Here is an 18,501-nt window from a genome sequence, read left to right as displayed (position 1 = left end):
TTAGGTGGATTTGTGAGTGGATTTCACGGATCGAGGGAGTAAGTCGGCAAGATTTTGTACGATAGTTTAATAGTGGCTTTAATTGTTGTGATTAAAGTCAAAATCTAGCTTCATTTTGAACAATATGAATTCCTTTGTTTTATGCCCAATCATCAAGAAGATGCCTCCCTGCCCGACGATCTCCATGTCAAATTCCTGAATGTATTTACACAGCATCGGAATCAGCTTTACTCGTACATTTATTCATTGCTACCCAATCGGGACGATGCAGAGGATGTCTTTCAGCGAACCAGCCTGATTTTGTGGAGAAAATTCCCAGAGTATGACGACTCCAGCAGTTTCTTTTCCTGGGCTTGTGGCGTGGCATTCTATGAAGTGAAAAACTTTATTCGAGTTGCGCAACGAAAGCGGTTACAATTTCGGGATGATGTGATTCAACAGCTGGCTGATGAAAAGGCAGGTGTCTCCCAGAATAAGTTGAATCAAAGAGCTACTGCTTTGCAGGACTGTATTCAGAAATTAAGAGACAAAGATCGAGATTTAGTCGATCAGGTGTATCGCAATCAGACAGCGATCAAAGATGTGGCAGAAGCAGCCGGTTCTGCTATTCAAACATTATACAACAGGCTCAACCAGATTCGGCGACAATTAACTCAATGTATTGAACGTACCTTGTCCTATACAGGAGAGGGAAAATGAACCAGAAAAACAATCAAAATGAGATATTGTTTGATCTTTTAGGAGCACTATGTAATCAAACGATTACAGCAGAACAACATCAAACATTGGAAAACCTTCTGGCAGAAGATGCGGAGGCAAGGCAGCATTATTTTAACTATCTGGAACTGCACTTGAATCTTGAACGACTGCACGACGAACGACCTGAAGCAGAAATCGATTTTCAAATACCAACGCACGCAATCCAAAGTTCGCAAACGAAGCCATTTACAAACAATGCGTTCAAATCATCCCAGGCATTATGGGGATTAGTCTCAATCGTTTGTGTTTCTATCGTAATGGGGATGCTGTTTCTAGTTCAAAAGCCAATTGAACCGCCACAGCTCAGTCAGCCTGATCGACCGACTACAGTCAATAAAACGCAAGTCGCCGAAGTCACTCAGACTGCAGCAATTCGTTTTGCGGAAGGTGCACCGTTTCTTGAGGTGGGGTCCCCAATAGAAATTGCTCAGGAATACGCAATTTCTCAAGGGCAAATCCAATTCAAATTTAATAACGGTGCTGAAGTGATTCTGGTCGGCCCTGCTGTATTTGAAAGTCAAGGGGCGGAACATCTGGCAGTCCGTTATGGTTCCTGTTCGGTCTTTGCCCCCGAAGGAGCGGAAGGTTTTACGGTAGAAACACCACTCTCTAATGTCGTCGATTTCGGGACTCGATTTTCTGTGAATGTGACTGAAACAGGCAATACTGACGTTCAAGTCATCGAAGGTGAAACGGACGTTCGACCAATCGAGGTTGGTGCGACTTCCAAAGGCAAAACAAAGCGTTTGACAAAAGGGATGGCACAGCGATTCACAACCAATAATGGGGTTGTCGTCGATGAAATTCCGTTTGACGGTCAACAATATGTTTCACAATTACCTGATCGAATTATTTCATATACAACGACTTTAGGCCCAAATCAGGGGGCAGAAGACTTAACGAGTGTGACTGTTCAAAGAGGTGGGAACGCATATCAATACCCGGTCGAAGATTTGATTGGTATTGAGCTGACTCACTACAAAGGGAAATCTTTCATCGCCAGAAACGATGGCATTGATCCTGCCACTGATGGAGACCCTGCGACCTTGCGCAGGCATCTGCTGGAACAGGACCGAAGTTTAGTGACGGGGGTTGTTAACCCGTTTGGTTCAACGAAGCCATTAACCAGGCCTCCCGTGATGAACGAGTCTGAAGACCCCGATCAGCCTAATACTCCAGGGATGGCAATTCGGTTCCGAGAGCCTGTTGTCAATGATCACGGTCCCGATATTGTCCTGTTTGACCTGCATGTCATCGTACATCCCACAGGCGGTGATACTTTTTTTGTCACTCCTCTACCGTTTACTTCAAATCGGAAAACATATCAAATTAAGCAATTTGATATCGATCTGGCATCTCCTGAAGCAAAACTGTTAGAGAAGTTCTGGTTACATGTTTTTAATCAAAAAACAGGAGTTCGTTCTCTAACCGAGTTAGAATCTGCGAAAGGAAACGGTGGTAAGTGGCATGTTGTGGGAGCCAAAGCATTAGCTTTGGGGATCGACCTGTCCGATCTGGGTGTGCCGGAAGGTGAAACGGTTGAAGGATTATTTATTCAGGATCTCGATGGAGATAGAGATTCGGTAGATCCTGTTTTTATAGGCGGATTCCCTCCTTTAGAGCATTCCAAGTAATTATTTGATAATTTAATTTGATATAATCAGAATATTGAAACCTGTTGAGATTCAGTATTTCTTTACGAAAGTGGCCTGTTTGATGAGATTCTTTGTCGGAAGTCTGTTCTTTTTGATTTCTACTTGCATGGTAAATGCGGCAGAAAACACAAAGTCAGTAAATTCTCCAGCGAACAAGAAACAGAATCATTTTTTTGAAAAAGAGATTCGTCCTCTCTTGATTAAACATTGTCTGGAGTGTCACAGCGAGAAAAAGCAGAAAGGCGAATTGCGTCTTGATTCCCTGAAGGCGATGCTGCAAGGAGGAGAAAGCGGTCCGACAATTGTTCCCGGCAAAGCAAATGAAAGTTTGCTTGTAGAAGCAATCAATTACGAATCTTTTGAGATGCCGCCAGAAAAAAAATTATCTGATAAAGAAATTTCTGCGCTGACTCATTGGATTAATACAGGCGCTTATTGGCCTGAAGGTCCCAATTATGTGATCAAACAGCGCGGCACGGAGACATTTTTTACTGAAGAAGATCGTAACTTTTGGGTATTTCAACCTGTCAAGAAAGCTCAGGTTCCACAAGTCGATCAACGGCGATGGTCAAAAAATCCCATTGATGCGTTTGTTATTGAGCGTTTGCAAAAAGAAGGACTGACTCCCGCTGGTGAAGCCAACCGTACTACATTGATCCGACGCGCATACTACGATTTAATCGGCCTGCCTCCCACTGTTGAGCAAATCAATGCTTTTGTAAATGACTCCTCGCCGGATGCCTGGTCGCGATTGATTGAGGAACTTTTGAAGAATCCTCATTATGGTGAAAAATGGGCTCGCCACTGGTTTGATGTTGTGCGTTATGCCGAGTCGGACGGGTTCAATCAGGATGCGTTTCGTCCGGAAATCTGGCGTTATCGTGACTACGTGATTCGAGCTTTCAATGATGATAAGCCTTATTCACGTTTTGTGAGAGAACAACTGGCCGGAGATGAAATTGCTCCCGAAGATCCCGAAGCATTAGCGGCAACCGGTTTTCTCAGGCATTATCTCTATGAATATAACCAGCGTGATGCGCGCACGCAGTGGAATGACATTCTCGATAATATTACTGATGCGACCGGTGACGTCTTCATGGGAATGAGTATGGGGTGTGCACGTTGCCATGATCATAAATTTGATCCGATTCCGCATCAGGATTATTACCGATTACAGGCATTTTTTGCACCTCTGATGCCTCGCGATGATGTGCCTTTTGTCACACCGCAAGAGCTGGCAGAGTACAACCGTAAGCTCAATATCTGGGAAGAAAAGACAGCCGAGATTCGTGCCAAGATTGAGAAACTGACGCAAGCGTCAGTGGAAAAAGCGGCAAAAAATCAAATTAAAATGTTTCCTGCTGACATTCAGGAAATCATGCAAAAACCGGAATTCGAACGCACTGCTCTGGAACACCAATTAGCGGATCTTGTTCTCAGACAAGTCAAAGGCAAGCAGGAAGCTGCACTTGCTGCGCTCAAGAAAAGTAAAAAAGACAATGGTGAAACATACCGTACACTGCTCAAAGAATTGGCGGCATTTGAGGATTTAAAACCAAAACCATTACCCATGGGAATGAGTGTGACCGATTCACGGGGAGCAGTACCGGTTACAACAATCCCTGACGATCCGCAACATACACCGATTGTTCCCGGATTTCTCTCTCTCCTGAAGCCTGGCAAAGCAGAAATTATACCGGTTTCGACGGCTCCTCAGTCATCGGGGCGTCGTACCGCTTTGGCAAACTGGATGGTCAATCCCCAAAATCGATTGACAACGCGTGTCATTACCAATCGTGTATGGCAGTATCATTTTGGTACGGGACTTGTTTCTACCTCAAATGACTTTGGTCATATGGGAGAGTCTCCCAGCCATCCGGAATTACTGGATTGGCTGACCACTTATTTTGTGGAACATGGTTGGAGTATCAAAAATCTGCATCGGTTAATTATGAATTCGTCGACATACCGTCTTTCTGCTTTTCATCCTGCTGCTGAAAAAGCAAAACTCAAAGATCCTCAAAATCGGCTGTATTGGCGTGGCAACATTCGTAGATTGAATGCGGAAGATATCCGGGACTCTGCACTGTTCATTTCTGGTGAGCTCGATCCCAAATTGGGAGGACCCAGCGTAAAAGGGACCCAGCCTCGTCGCAGTATCTACACCATCATGAAGCGAAATGTGCAAGACCCTGTCCTGGGAGCGTTCGATCTTCCTGGGGGAATCAAAAGTGTTGCACAACGAGATGTCACGACAACAGCTAATCAGGCTTTGATGATGATCAATGGTGATTGGTTTCTCAAGCGATCCAATGCACTCGCGCGGATATTGAAGACGAAGTCATTTAGCAATGATCGCGAAATGATCGCTTATCTACATCAAATGGTTTATGGCAAAAAACCTGAAAAGGCAGACGTTGACTTATTGTCAGATTTCCTGAAAACACAAGAAAAACGAATTCAGGCAGAAGCTCAACAGCAACAACAGACCTTTATTGGCCAAATCGCACAAACTTCTAACGAGTCGGTCAAACTCGGTAAAGGGTCTACGTTGATGACTCTGAATGTTCCCTTTTCGAAATCATTTCCCGATCAAGACTTCACGATTGAAGCCTCGATCCAATTAGAGTCGATCTATGAAAACGTGGCCGTGAATACGATTGCCTCTCAATGGACGGGGAATACAAAGCATCAAGGTTGGTCGTTAGGCGTCACCAGCCAGAAGTCAGCCTACAAACCACGGAATCTCATCTTACAGTTGGTTGGCAAAAACCCTGAGGGCAAACTGACATATGAGGCCATTCCTTCGAATGTTCATTTGGAACTTAATCAGCCTTATTATGTGGCTGTGTCAGTGAAGATTTCTGAAACGGGTGAATCGGGAATTCAGTTTTATGTAAAGGAGCTTTTCTCCGAAAAACCATTAGAGCGCGTCTCTGTGAAACACAATGTCGTTAGTGACTACCGTCCTACAAATAATCTTGTCTTTGGAGGTCGTGATAAGTCTTCTGGAAGTAGATGGAACGGCCTTTTAGATAATATCAGGCTATCCCGTTCTGCTTTGAGTCAGGACGAGTTGCTGATCCATCAACCTGCCAAAAAGCTTGCGTCGGTGGTTGGTTTCTGGCAATTCAATCATCAAACGGGACTTTTGAAAAACAGTATAGCGAATAGGCTGCATATCGCTCCCCCTGCTCAAACATCTCTGGGACCTAGTGATGCACGTCAACAGGCTTTAGCAGATTTATGTCATGTGCTATTTAATTCCAATCAATTTCTCTATCTGGATTAATAAATCATGACCAATGAAATCCATTGCGGAAAGATAATCGTATGAGTATTGAACACTCGCAAGCACTTCCTGAATCGGTGGTCAATCGACGGGAGCTCTTGTTTCAAGCTGGTGCAGGTTTTGGTGGCATTGCTTTAAACGCGCTGTTAGCTCAGCAAGCGAATGCAGCTGTAAAATCTAGCGCCAAACCGTTCTCGCCTTTAACATCTAAGCAAACGCACTTTCCGGCTACCGCCAAGAGTGTTATCTTCCTCTTCATGGAAGGCGGCCCCAGTCATATTGACCTGTTCGATCCCAAGCCGGAATTACAAAAAATGGCGGGGAAGAAATTACCTGATAGTTTCAAACGTCCTATAACGGCAATGGGTGAAGTAAACTCACCTCTGCTTGCTTCCCAACGAAAATGGAAGCAACATGGCGAAGCAGGAACCTGGGTTTCCGATTGGTTGCCACATACTGCAACGTGCGTTGATGATATTGCTGTGTTACGAGGGTGTTGGACGAACGGCATCAATCATGCTGGCGGTGTCTGCCAAATGAATACATGCATTCCTCTCGCCGGGCGTCCCTCTTTAGGGAGTTGGGTTACCTATGGTCTGGGAACAGAAAATGAAAGTCTGCCAGCCTTCGTTGTGATTCAGGACAATAACGGCACTGTCGTGAATGGGCCACGAAATTGGGGAACGGCCTTCATTCCTGCTGTCTATCAGGGGACTCGTTTAAATACGGGGAAAGAACCAATTTCGAATTTATACCGACCCTCTGAAATCTTTCCTTCTCAAGAGGCAGGTAAGTTAGATTTACTGGCGACTCTCAATCAACAGCATGCAAAAACTCGAAAACAGCAGTCTGAACTTGATGCCAGAATCGAGTCTTATGAACTCGCATTTCGTATGCAGGCGTCTGCTCCTGAAGCCGTCGATTTGACCCAGGAAACCAAAGCAACTTACGAATTGTATGGCATGGATCAAAAAGAAACGAAAGTTTACGGCACCAATTGTTTATTAGCACGTCGACTGGTGGAGCGTGGCGTGCGTTTCGTTCAGCTTTACAATGGTGCTGGCAGCAAATGGGATTCACATTCTGGCATTGAAAAACGCCATGCGGCGCTCTGCCAGGGTATGGATAAATGTGTTGCCGGCCTCTTGAAAGATCTCAAACAGCGCGGCTTGTTGGATTCGACCCTGGTGGTTTGGGGGGGAGAGTTTGGAAGAACGCCCATGAGCGAAAAGGGGGATGGTCGAGATCATAACCCAACCGGATTCACGATGTGGATGGCCGGAGGTGGTGTCAAAGGCGGTCAAACGATTGGCGGAACCGATGAGATGGGACTGTACGCCGTCGAAGATCGAATGCACGTTCGCGACATTCATACCAGCATTTATCATTTGCTGGGGCTCAGTAACATGAAACTGGAATACCGTCACAAAGGGAGCCCGGAGCGACCCACTTTGAACGAGGGCGAATTCATGGAAAAACTGGTGACGGGCTAAGCGTTTTGTGTGTAACTCATTTTAGATAAAGAGTTTATGGCAATAGGTCGAAAGCGGGTTCATTCGAGTTCATTGAATCGCTATTTTTTACCTGACAAGTAATTTTGTATTCTTTTCCGTGAAAAATGCTTGTTTGAAATTCCTCTCTTGCACTTCAGCTTAAAAGCGGTACGATAATAATATATAAGTAACTCTTAGTATTACTTAAACTATTGAGTGCTTTGACCCTCCGTAAATGCAATCCAGAAGACTGGATCGCCCTCGCCAAACCTATTTCCAAGAGAGTCTTCTTCTATGAACGAGCGACTTTTCCTGGTGTGTCTATTATTTGTTTCCTGTTGTCTGAGTGTTGCTCAAGCCGAAGACTCTGCGAGCAAAAAAACTCCACTCTCTTTCGAAAACGATGTGCGCAAAATTCTGAAGGTTCACTGCCTGCACTGCCATGGTGAGAATGGTGAAAAAGAGGGAAATCTTGATCTGCGTCTCAAGCGTTTTATGGTGAAAGGCGGTGATAGTGGGGCTGCCATCGTTCCCGGCAAAAGTGATCAAAGTGAGTTAATCGCCCGTGTTGTTGCGCAGGAAATGCCACCTGAAGGCAAACACATGCCTGAAGCAGAGATCGAGATTCTAAAGCACTGGATTGATCAAGGGGCTCATACTCTCCGACCAGAACCGGAAAAAATTGACGCTGATTATATTGCTCCCGATGATCTGGCCTTCTGGTCTTTTCAACCCGTCAAGAATTCTCCTGTTCCACAGGTAAAACAGCCTAAGCTGGTGCGTCAGCCGGTCGATGCGTTTCTATTGGCAAAGCTGGAAGAAAAGAAACTTTCTTTTTCTTCACAGGCTTCGAAAACCTCATTAGCACGTCGTGCATTTTACGATTTGATTGGCCTGCCTCCTCAACCTGAAGAGTTGAAGCAATTCCTCGAAGATAAAAGCCCCGATGCTTATGAAAGACTGATCGACCGACTTTTAGCTTCAAAGCATTATGGAGAACGTTGGGGACGTCACTGGCTGGATGTGGCCGGCTATGCCGACTCGGAAGGCTACAACAACAAAGACCGGGAACGTCTTTGGGCTTTTCGTTATCGTGATTATGTCATCCGTGCGTTCAATGAAGACAAGCCCTACGATCAATTCCTCCGCGAACAATTAGCGGGAGATGAAATGATCAAGCCGCCTTACAAAAACTTGAGTCCTGAAGATCTGGAAAAACTGGTTGCTACCGGATTTTTACGCATGGCCCCCGATGGAACCGGGAGTAACCCGGCAGAAAAAGAAGTAGCAAAGAACCAGGTAGTCACTGATACGATCGATATCGTTTCTTCTTCAGTCCTGGGAATGACGGTCGCCTGTGCACAGTGCCATGATCACAAATACGACCCGATTCCACAAAACGATTATTATCGTTTCCGTGCTATTTTCGAACCTGCGTTGGACTGGAAAAGCTGGCGAACTCCGGCTTCCCGGCGTATTTCTATCATGTCAGATGCGGATCGCAAAATTGCCAATGAACTGGAAGCCGAAGCGAAGAAAGTCCTGGAAGAACGAACGGCCCTCGTCAATCAATTCATTGATCGTACATTGGAACGGGAACTCCTCGACGTGCCGGAAGACAAGCGTGACTTGACTCGAACTGCCTATAAAACAACTGGTAAAAAACGAACCAAGGAACAGGTGGCACTCCTCAAAAATTACCCGCGTATCAATCGTTTATCAGCAGGTTCTCTGTACCTTTATGATCGAACCCTGCATGAACAATCTGGTAAAGCCGCTACGAAAGCAAAGCAACTTGCGAAAGAGCTGGTCGAAAAAATCAGTAAAGAAACGTGGAGTCAGATTCCTGAAGCACAAAAGAAAATCGCGTTAGCAGCCAAGAAAACGGCTGAGAAAAAGAGAACGCCAGAACAGAAAAAACTGATTGCAGAATTTCCTGGATTGTTAGTTTCTGTTTCGAATCTCGAGAAATTTGATCCCAAAGGGGCCGCTCAAGTACAGCATTTTAAAGACGAAGCCAAGCGGTTGACTGAACTCAAGACTCAGGGCATTTTGAATAAGTTGAACGATAAAGTAGCTAAGATCAGAGAGAAAAAACCGAAAGAAGAGTTTGTACGTGTACTAACGGAAGTTCCCGGTAAAGTGCCGAAGACTTTTTTCTTTAATCGCGGAGACTTCGAGCAACCCAAACATGAACTCCTTCCCGCTGGGTTGTCTGTAGTGAAGAGCAATCTGAAAAAACCGGTTGAAATTCCAGCTCAAAACAAAGATTTGCAAACATCCGGGCGGCGTTTAGCTTATGCCAAATATATCACTAATGGAGAGCATCCTCTAACGGCGCGTGTCTTTGTGAACCGCGTCTGGCTACATCACTTTGGTAAAGGGATCGTGGCATCTCCCACTGATTTTGGCAAGTTGGGAATTCCACCGACTCATATAGAATTGCTGGACTGGTTGGCACATGATTTCGTCTCAAATGGTTGGAAAATCAAGCGTCTGCATAAAATGCTGATGACTTCAACGGCTTACATGCAAAGTTCTCAACGATCAGCCGACTATGATGTGGTCGATCCAGACAATCTGCTCTATGGTCGCATGCCAGTCCGTCGACTGGAAGCAGAGACTATCCGTGATTCGGTGATCGCCGTCACTGGAAAACTGAAAACAGACCTGTATGGCGAACCGGTCCCAGTGAAAGAAGACGAAGTAGGGCAAATTGTGGTGGGCATTGCGAATGTTGATTCAGCCGGTCGCCAGAAAAAAGCAATCAGAATGGATGATCGCAAGTTCCGCCGAAGTGTTTATATCACTGTCAGCCGAAGTAAACCGCTGGCGGTTCTCGATATGTTTGATGCTCCTAAAATGGAGCCAAATTGCGAAAAACGTTCTTCTTCGACTGTAGCGCCTCAATCACTGTTGATGATGAATAGCGGTTTTATGGTAGAACATTCCACATATTTTGCGGAACGGTTACAAAAAACTCACGCTGGAAATAAGCCGGAGCAGGTCAAGCTCGCCTGGATGCTTGCTTTTGGCAAAGTTCCTACAGCAGACGAAGTCAAACAATCCGTGGAATTTATCGACTCTCAAATTCCTCAATTTAATACAACAAAAGCGAGCTCCGGGAAAACTCCTGAGCAACTGGCTTTAGCAACGTTTTGTCAGGCCCTTTTGAGTAGTAACGAATTTCTTTACGTTGATTAAAACGGTATCAAATTATGAATTATAAAGCACCCGATTCAACGGATCATTCCAGACGCCATTTTCTGGCCGCAAGTTCCATGGGAATTGGCTCTCTTGCGCTGTCTTGGATGTTGAATCAGGATCAAGCCCTGGCCAAGAATCCAGCGATTCGACCTGAATTGCTGAAAAAACATTTTGACCTGAAGTTAAAGCCGACACATCACCCTCCCCGTGCGAAAGCCATGATCTCAATGTTCATGCAGGGAGGTCCCAGTCATCTGGATATGTTCGACCCCAAACCAATGCTTCAGAAGTACGATGGTAAGAAATTTCCCGGAGATATTAAATACGACAATGCGGCACAGGCGAGTTCAAAAGTGCTGGGTTCACCCTGGAAATTCAGTAAGCATGGTGAATGCGGTACTGAGTTATCAGAATTACTGCCGGGTTTGAGCGAAGTGGTTGACGATATCACTCTGATCCGTTCCATGCACACCGGTGTGAATAACCATGGACAGTCGATTTATGCCATGCACAGTGGTCGTATTCTTCCCGGACGGCCAACACTGGGAAGCTGGTTAACTTATGGTTTAGGTAGTGAATCAGAAAATTTGCCTGCCTACATCGCGATGGTCGATCCAGGCGGTGCACCCGTATTGGGCGTTGATAACTGGACCAATGGCTGGCTCCCATCCTTATATCAGGGGACTGTGATCCGACCTAAAGAACCGAGAATCCTTAATTTGAATGCCCCTCCTCACCTCAGCGGGAAAGCGCAGGAAAAGTATCTCGATTTCCTGGGAAAACTGAATCAGAGACACCTCAACCAGCACCCGGGAGAAGACGATCTTTCTGCTCGAATCGCCAGCTATGAACTGGCTGCTAAAATGCAGACCGCGGCGACAGAAGCATTGGACTTGAGTAAGGAGACCAAAGCGACTCAAGCCATGTATGGCATTGATCGTTCCGAATCAGCCGAGTTTGGCAAGCGTTGTCTCATTGCACGTCGACTTATTGAACGAGGTGTGCGTTTTGTACAAATCATGACGGGGAATCAGCATTGGGATCATCATACCAGCATGCGGACTTCTTTGCCGCGCACCTGTAAACGAGTGGATGTGCCTTCAGCAGGTCTTGTGAAAGACCTCAAAATGAGAGGACTGTTAGATGAGACGCTCGTGCACTGGGGAGGCGAAATGGGACGCCTGCCCGTAATTCAGAATGATGCCGGCGTGGCAAAGCAGGGACGAGATCATAATACGTATGGCTTTAGCATGTGGTTGGCCGGTGGTGGACTCAAAGGTGGTATGGCCTATGGTGAAACAGATGATTTTGGTCATCATGCTGTTGAAAACAAAGTCAGTCATAGTGACTATCATCAAACACTACTCTATTTGTTCGGACTCGATCCAGAACGACTGACATTCACTCGCAATGGTGCAGAACAGACATTAATCGACAAGCAGCCTTCTCGTATCGTGCATGATATTATTGCATAGGTTGTATTCGAGTTTGCAACTTCACCTCAGAATCAAAAAACGCCCTGTAAGTACAGGGCGTTTTTGTTTCCAACAGTGGGTGAAGACAACAAACTCACTTTGAGGGTATCGCAATCATATCAATCACCAGGGTGCGGTTCGGAAACCCTACGCTTTTGACAGTCGCTTTGGATGCGGCAGGGGGGCGTTTAGGGTTATAATATTCTGTGCGAATTTTTCCGAAAGGACCGCTGACTGCGTTATCTGAAACATAATATGTGGCTTTTGCCAGATGATTTAAGTCACTGCCTGCCTTTTCGACAATAGTTCTTAATTGATTGAACACACTTCGGATTTGCTGGTCATTATTTTTGTTCTCTTTAGCGAGAATTCCCGAAACATAAATCCGGTCACTGACTTCAGCAATCGCAACCCGACTATAAACAGGAGACGCTTTCATGCCGGTCGGAGTTTGATAGATCACTGTTTCAGCAGGTCGAACAGTCGCTTTATTTTCAGGCATGGCAACAATCATCTCGATTTCAATGGGTAACGATGAAAACCATTCCACAAGAGAGACAGGTGGTTGCCTCTCCTCAGGGAAAAAGCTGTCAATCACCAACTCGACATCATTGGCTTCTTTCATTGGTGTCATAAACGCTTTAACGTGTATCACATTTGAAGGGGATGTACCAATGTATTTCAGGGTTTGATGGAGCTCTTCCATGGTTTTGCGTGTTGCTTCCGTTAACGTATCTGCTTTCACCGCTTGTCCCGAAATATATGCAGTTCGTCCTGCCGGTAAGAGTGAAGCACTAAATCCTGAAACTTCATCATTATAAATTTGAACCTTCGCTAATTGCTTTGAGGAATTGGTTGCAGCGACCGCATCCATGGCGACCAGAGCATTCGGACCAGGAAGTTTTGTGACCACATACGTGCAGGCTGGTTGTGCGATGACTTCCAGTTCTTCTTTTATTCGTTGTTGTACTTGCTGTACCAGATCTTCACGGGCGACATAGATATTCAGTTTGACCAGTCGATTCAGATTACTGTCTACTTTTTTCAGCAAGTAATTCAGGTTCTTAAGCACGAGTGCAGTCTGATCACTGGCGTTGGCAGAAGGAATCTGGCCTCCTTTGAGGTTGAGGGGCAAAATCTGAGAAGTGTGGACTAACACCGTATCTTTCACAACCACGCAGAGAGACGACTCTGATTGGGGAGTACTTTTTAAGTAAGAGACTTCCGCAGTAACAGCATCTGTAACTACCAGCAATAAAACAGCGATCAGTAAATTCATTAAGTATTTCATAGGAGGATCAACAATTCTTAGAGGATCAATTTTTGATTCTTCCCAAAGTATCAGGGACTTTGGAACCATACGACTTTATTTTAACTGCCATTGCTCGCCAAAGAAATCAGCATCGACTACTTTTCCGGGATATTGACTGCCTGCCGGTGTGCGTAAATCGATGATGGCCCAGTCGGGCAGCATGGGAACCTGCCTGGCATTATTTAAATACGCATATTCACGGTAGGTAAAGCCGCTGTTTAAAACAACGTATTTCGAGGGATTCAACGGGTTTGGAAAAATCAGAATCGGTGCATGATGCGCGGCTGGAAAGTGTTTTTGACCGACAACGATTTCTTCGCGATTCCATTGAATGGGTAATTTGTTGATAATCTTTTTGATGAGTTGATTACTCTCAGGATCTCCCCACAACACAAGATTACTGGAAGCAATTTCCTGATCGGTAATCTGAGTATCTTTCATCACTCTGGCATCACCACGGAATTGTTGCCGCCAATGAACAATCGCATGTTTCATCTCTGACTGAACCCATTTTTCGACTGTTGCCGAAGCGCTTTTTCCGGTTGGGGAAACGAAAATGAAGGAATCCATAAAGGCATCATCAATAGGGCCCTGCAGGTTATGTCGTTTGACCAATTGCCCAGGTTTCAGAATCGCTGCTCCTACATGCCATGAACCATTTGTTTTATGAAAGGAGACTTCCCAGGAACGGTCGGAGAGCGGACCGGGAACCTGGTAGTCAGTTCCATCCAGCTGAATCATAACCGGGCGGGTCATATCAAATGGTGATTCACCCGCATGCATCTTCAATGTGAAACCCGTGACATTTTGGGTTTTGATTTTGACACGATTGTTCGGCACTAAACGGGCATCGATTTGGCCCTGTTTCCATTCTTCTCCCATCGAATCCAGCGTCATCCAGTTCATGCGGTTGTACTTTAAAGTGTATGCTACCAGATGTACGGTATGTGGTACGGTCTGACGTCCCACTTTGGCGAGCGAATCCATTTTGGCTTCAATAATGCGTTTGGAATCGGCGTGAATGCGATGCCCCATCTTAGGCCCAATAATGTGCACCATGTCAATGCCGACTCTCTTGAGAGCCTCTTCCATCACATCGGCAGCCTGTTTTTGACTGTCGAGTTCGCCGCTATAAGCGATGGTCGGGCACTGATACAGATTCAATGCGTAACCGGGACAGTCATAAAGTTGCCATAATTTTTTCTCATACCAGGTCGGTTTGAGCGTTTCTTTCTGGAAGACTTTCAGAAACAAAGGGGTTTCGGAAAAGCCGGCTCCCGGATTGGCGGCAAACCAGCGGTCGGCATAATGCACTGCAAATTGCCAGCACGCAGCACCTCCCATCGAAAACCCGCGTACGGAAATACGATTATCGTCGATACGATAGCGTTGTTTCGTCGATTCCAGTGCTTCCAGTACGTCCACTTCGCCGGCAAACTTGAAGGCATTGGAATAGCGGCCATAGGGGTGTAGCACAATCGTGTCAGCAGGAGTATATTGCCCGCGAGATCGCTGTTGTTGACTGATAAAATTGACTTCACTCAGACGTTCTCCTCTTCCATGAAACCAGAGGTCACAACGATAACGGCTTTTACCCGAAAACGTATAACTATCGGGAATGACCAGACCGTATGGTTGTACTGTATTGTCGATCTTTGAGACATACCCGCGTACGACTAATCCTGTCTGGCGTGTCCAGGGGGCCTCTCCTTTCAACAACTGATCAGCCCGTCGTTGCCCCTGTTTTAATAATTCCAGTCCTTTACCAATTTCGCGTTCGTGAAAAAATTCCTGATATTCGAGTGCACAGCGCACGGCACGATGATAGATTTCCACGTCTGGAATCAATGCTTGTACCCGCGAGTCTTTACTCTTTTTTAATTGATCAAGAGAAGTTTGAAGTTTTGCCAGTCCTTGCTTGAGATGTTGTTTCTGCTCATCAGGGACTTCGACTCCCAACATGGGGATCCGGCGAACCTGATCGGGCAGGTTATCAGCAGGCCCATCTGCTGGCAGCAGAGCAAGGAAGAAGACCGTATTCAGAAGCAGCAGAATAGAAAGTTTGATAAAAAGTTTTTGTTGTAAAAGCATAAGAGCATTCTCGCAGGAAGGTGTAGATCAGATGTCGTAACTTCATTATCAATAACAGCTAACATTTCACTTACTATCATGCCGCAATTTGAGCGAATTGAAAACAGTCTCGACAAAGTTATTCTTGGATCAATCAAAGTGATTGATTCTTCGGCAATTGGTATGGACTACTAAAGAACTGATTGTTAGAACACTTCTACCTGCCAAAACACAAACGGATTTCTTTTCGATGAAATATGGAGAAAATCGATGTTCTTTAAAACAAGTTCAATCTGCCTGATTTCACTCGCTTCTTTTTGTCTTGCAGTGACTGTTTATGCGGACGATGAAAAAACGGTTGCCGCAACAAAAGCCCCTGCAGAGGTCCATACTCTCACATTGGGAAACTTAGAACTCCAAGCTGAAGAAATCGACTTTCAAATTCAGCGTGATGGCAAACATGTGATCAAGTTGGCAGGTCAGGCTGGAATTGATTGTGCTGGCATACGTGTATCTGCTGATAGTATAGAGGCTGACTATATTAAGCAGAAAGAGTTGATCATGAAATTAGCAGGGAATGTCAAAATAGTCAGCGAACACGACCGACTTATTGCAGCCGCTCTCGAAGTAAAGTTTGACTTTGAATCAAAATTTCTCACCCTCAAGGCGGGCAATGGAAATAAGATGACAATTACCAGGGACAATAGTTCGAGCTTAACCAAAATCGAATCCGGTCAAATTCAGATTCAATATCAAGATCAGGCCAGGGCATTGCTTAAAGTTCTGGATGTAGTTTCGTTAAAAAAAAATAAAGTGCAATCTAATAATAGATTTTCAAACCGATCAGGCTTAAATTTCAACTCACCTACTCCTTTTGGTCCCTCTTCTTTCGAAGTGAACCCTCAATCAAAAAAGAAGCGGCAATCTCATGGCTTTGATCCTCTTTTTCGCCCTACTCCCAGTAAGTCAACTACACCAACGTTCAATTAGACTACACGGCGAATTTGGGTCCTCGTTGAGATCCACTGTATTTCAGCTTAAAGATGCTCAGATGAGAAAAAAGTTGACATCTGAGGTTAGGGTCTTTACGATTAAACTATCATCATCTTATTCATTTATGCTCAATAATTCACAATTTTAGTTATTTTCCTCTCTCATTTCATTCGGAAAATTGCGTCTTTCATTTTTTTGATAAAGCTGTTGTGGGCAGCGATTTGTCTTTTCTGAAGCACAAATCTATCTTACTTGAGCGCATTCATTTCTTTGTAGTTCTTCTATCAATGACTGACAGAAAAATATTTTTACTGCTAGTCTTTCTATAGAGAGAAAATTCAATTCGATTTCAACTAAAGTGACAAAACTCACACACTGAATAGATCAGAGCTGAATCTTAATTCGGAGATAATCATGAAAAACAAGATGACAAACATGAATCCAATCTTAAGTTCAAAATTGATGATAGTAGCAATTTGTTCTCTGGCTGCAGGCTGGTTTGTCATGGCTGCCAACGCAGAAGTCAAGCAGAGTACCAAACAAGCTCAAGCGAACAAACTGATTAGTAAAACTTCATTTCAGGCTGAACCAGCAGTAACTGCATTGCAGCCTAAAGAGATCATGCAACCATTTTATCCGGCACTGACAAAACGTACCCAGGAAATGCAAAAGGCACTTAGTGCGGACACGAAATGTGATTTTCCGAATGTTCCGCTCTCTGAGGTACTTCAATTTTTTCAGGCGCAGCATGGCATCAATATTTTCCTTGATGCACAGGCCCTTGAACAAGAAGGCTTAACAGCTGACGAGCCAATCAATGTTTCTCTGAATGGCGTTTCTCTCAAATCTGCATTGAATATCATATTGAATCCATTGGGTTTAGATTATGTGATTGATCACGAAGTGCTCAAGATTACCTCTCAAGAAGAGGCAAACCAAACATTGATAGTACGTATTTATCCTGTCGCAGACCTTTGCGATACACCAGATGATTATCAGGCATTAGAAAATGTAATTCGAAATACATGCCTGGACCTCAGAAAGAAAAACTGGTCTGCAGCTGGCTTGGTGATCGGAAGTCCAAACACGCAACCGATTCCCCAAAGAAATTCAACGATTTCTATCGTTCCCAAATGTAAGGCGATTGTGGTGAATGAAACAGATCGCGTACACAATAAAATTACAGATTTATTAAGCCAGCTAAGACAGGTCCGTAAAGATCAGGAGGACCTGTCAACTGAAAAGAAGTAATAGTAATACCAGTCGGACGGAGGTTCGCCCGCTGTAGATGTTAAGATTTCACAGAAAATAGGAGTCGATCATGAGTGGGTTTTTGAAGCGAAGATTCGTTGTTTTAACGATATTTTGTCTGGCTGCTGGCTGGATCACGATCGTGGCGAGCGGGCAAGAGAAGCGGAATTCCAAAGCTTCGCAAGCACACAAGCCAACGGTCAAAGATGCGGCACCACTAGCAGCTCTGGCGGGTGACGCTCAGAAGAACGGAGAATTACAGCAAACATTTTTTCCGGTTTTGACAAAACAGGAACAGAAGATTCAGGCAGCACTCAATGCAGAGACTGAATGTGATTTTATTGACAATCCACTCTCTGAGGTGATAAATACTTTTGCGGATCAGCATGGTCTTACAATTCTGATTTTGAGTAACGATTTGGGTGAAGAAGGATTAACATCTGATGAACCCGTTAATATCAGCCTGCATGGCATTTCACTGAAGAACGCACTCGAACTCATTTTGCAACCGATAGGATTAACCTATGTCGTTGATCGAGATGTGGTTCAGATTACCACGAAATACAAGGCAGAAGAGATGCTGAAAACGCGTGTCTATCCTGTGGGTGATTTATGTAAGAATCCTGATGACTATCAGGCACTGGAGTCAGCAATCATCAATGCCAGCCTGGGAGAATGGCGAGTTAGAGTCTCTTCTTCTAAACCGAGTCAACCCGTTCAAGCAGGTGGTTTTGGTGGAGCAGGAGGTGGACTGGGGGGCGGCTTAGGCGGAGGTAGTGGTGGCAGTGGTTTCTTTCAAGTCACAAATGACTCAGGATTCGGATCACAGGTTTACGAAGAAGGAACTGGTGGCACAATTTCTGTTGTACCGCAAAGTAGATCGTTGGTGATCAGTCAAACCTACCATGCGCACAACGCGATTGTTGATTTGTTGACTCAACTCAGACAAGCACGAGTCGGAAACTGATATACTATCTGCATTCAGTGCCAGAGC

11 protein-coding genes are annotated in these 18,501 nt (G+C 44.9%); 9 read left to right on the top strand and 2 right to left on the bottom strand.

From position 1 onward, the window contains the following. Nucleotides 1–141 precede the first annotated feature (141 nt). The 6 genes from V202x_RS11315 (at nucleotide 142) to V202x_RS11290 (ending at nucleotide 11,881) form a co-directional block, all read left to right on the top strand. Nucleotides 142–699, top strand: coding sequence for a sigma-70 family RNA polymerase sigma factor (locus V202x_RS11315; protein WP_145174465.1), 558 nt, complete (start codon nucleotides 142–144; stop codon nucleotides 697–699). Beyond that, nucleotides 696–2,393 (top strand): FecR domain-containing protein, encoded by a 1,698-nt coding sequence (locus tag V202x_RS11310; RefSeq protein ID WP_145174462.1) that lies wholly within the window; start codon nucleotides 696–698, stop codon nucleotides 2,391–2,393. Before V202x_RS11315 ends, V202x_RS11310 begins: the two co-directional genes overlap by 4 nt. A gap of 82 nt (nucleotides 2,394–2,475) precedes the next feature. Next, nucleotides 2,476–5,706, top strand: coding sequence for a DUF1549 domain-containing protein (locus V202x_RS11305; protein WP_145174459.1), 3,231 nt, complete (start codon nucleotides 2,476–2,478; stop codon nucleotides 5,704–5,706). 41 nt (nucleotides 5,707–5,747) lie between these two features. Then, on the top strand, nucleotides 5,748–7,199 hold the full coding sequence (locus tag V202x_RS11300) for a DUF1501 domain-containing protein (RefSeq protein WP_145174457.1): 1,452 nt from the start codon (nucleotides 5,748–5,750) through the stop codon (nucleotides 7,197–7,199). Between the two features lie 294 nt (nucleotides 7,200–7,493). Further along, entirely contained in the window at nucleotides 7,494–10,403 is a 2,910-nt protein-coding gene (locus V202x_RS11295) for a PSD1 and planctomycete cytochrome C domain-containing protein (RefSeq protein WP_145174454.1), read from the top strand. A 14-nt stretch (nucleotides 10,404–10,417) separates the two neighbouring features. Continuing rightward, the gene (locus V202x_RS11290; protein ID WP_145174447.1) at nucleotides 10,418–11,881 is read left to right on the top strand and encodes a DUF1501 domain-containing protein; all 1,464 of its coding nucleotides are present in this window, start codon (nucleotides 10,418–10,420) and stop codon (nucleotides 11,879–11,881) included. Between the two features lie 94 nt (nucleotides 11,882–11,975). Here the strand turns inward: V202x_RS11290 and V202x_RS11285 are convergent, their stop codons facing one another. Then, complete coding sequence (locus V202x_RS11285; protein WP_197993340.1) at nucleotides 11,976–13,160, bottom strand: RidA family protein; 1,185 nt, start codon at nucleotides 13,158–13,160, stop codon at nucleotides 11,976–11,978. 87 nt (nucleotides 13,161–13,247) lie between these two features. Next, the gene (locus V202x_RS11280) at nucleotides 13,248–15,284 is read right to left on the bottom strand and encodes a prolyl oligopeptidase family serine peptidase (RefSeq protein WP_145174441.1); all 2,037 of its coding nucleotides are present in this window, start codon (nucleotides 15,282–15,284) and stop codon (nucleotides 13,248–13,250) included. Between the two features lie 249 nt (nucleotides 15,285–15,533). Here V202x_RS11280 and V202x_RS11275 point away from each other — a divergent pair, with 249 nt between their 5' ends. From V202x_RS11275 to V202x_RS11265, 3 genes are all read left to right on the top strand, one after another. Then, nucleotides 15,534–16,253: a hypothetical protein gene (locus V202x_RS11275; RefSeq protein WP_145174438.1), complete on the top strand. Its 720-nt coding sequence runs from the start codon at nucleotides 15,534–15,536 to the stop codon at nucleotides 16,251–16,253. Between the two features lie 438 nt (nucleotides 16,254–16,691). Beyond that, nucleotides 16,692–17,507: a hypothetical protein gene (locus V202x_RS11270; protein ID WP_145174435.1), complete on the top strand. Its 816-nt coding sequence runs from the start codon at nucleotides 16,692–16,694 to the stop codon at nucleotides 17,505–17,507. A 70-nt stretch (nucleotides 17,508–17,577) separates the two neighbouring features. Then, nucleotides 17,578–18,474, top strand: coding sequence for a hypothetical protein (locus V202x_RS11265; protein ID WP_145174432.1), 897 nt, complete (start codon nucleotides 17,578–17,580; stop codon nucleotides 18,472–18,474). Nucleotides 18,475–18,501 lie beyond the last annotated feature (27 nt).

Origin of the sequence: Gimesia aquarii (assembly GCF_007748175.1) — a bacterium.
In the GTDB taxonomy this organism is placed as follows: domain Bacteria; phylum Planctomycetota; class Planctomycetia; order Planctomycetales; family Planctomycetaceae; genus Gimesia; species Gimesia aquarii_A.
Note: the sequence above shows the minus strand (reverse complement) of the source record. Positions and strands in the feature narration are given on the sequence as shown.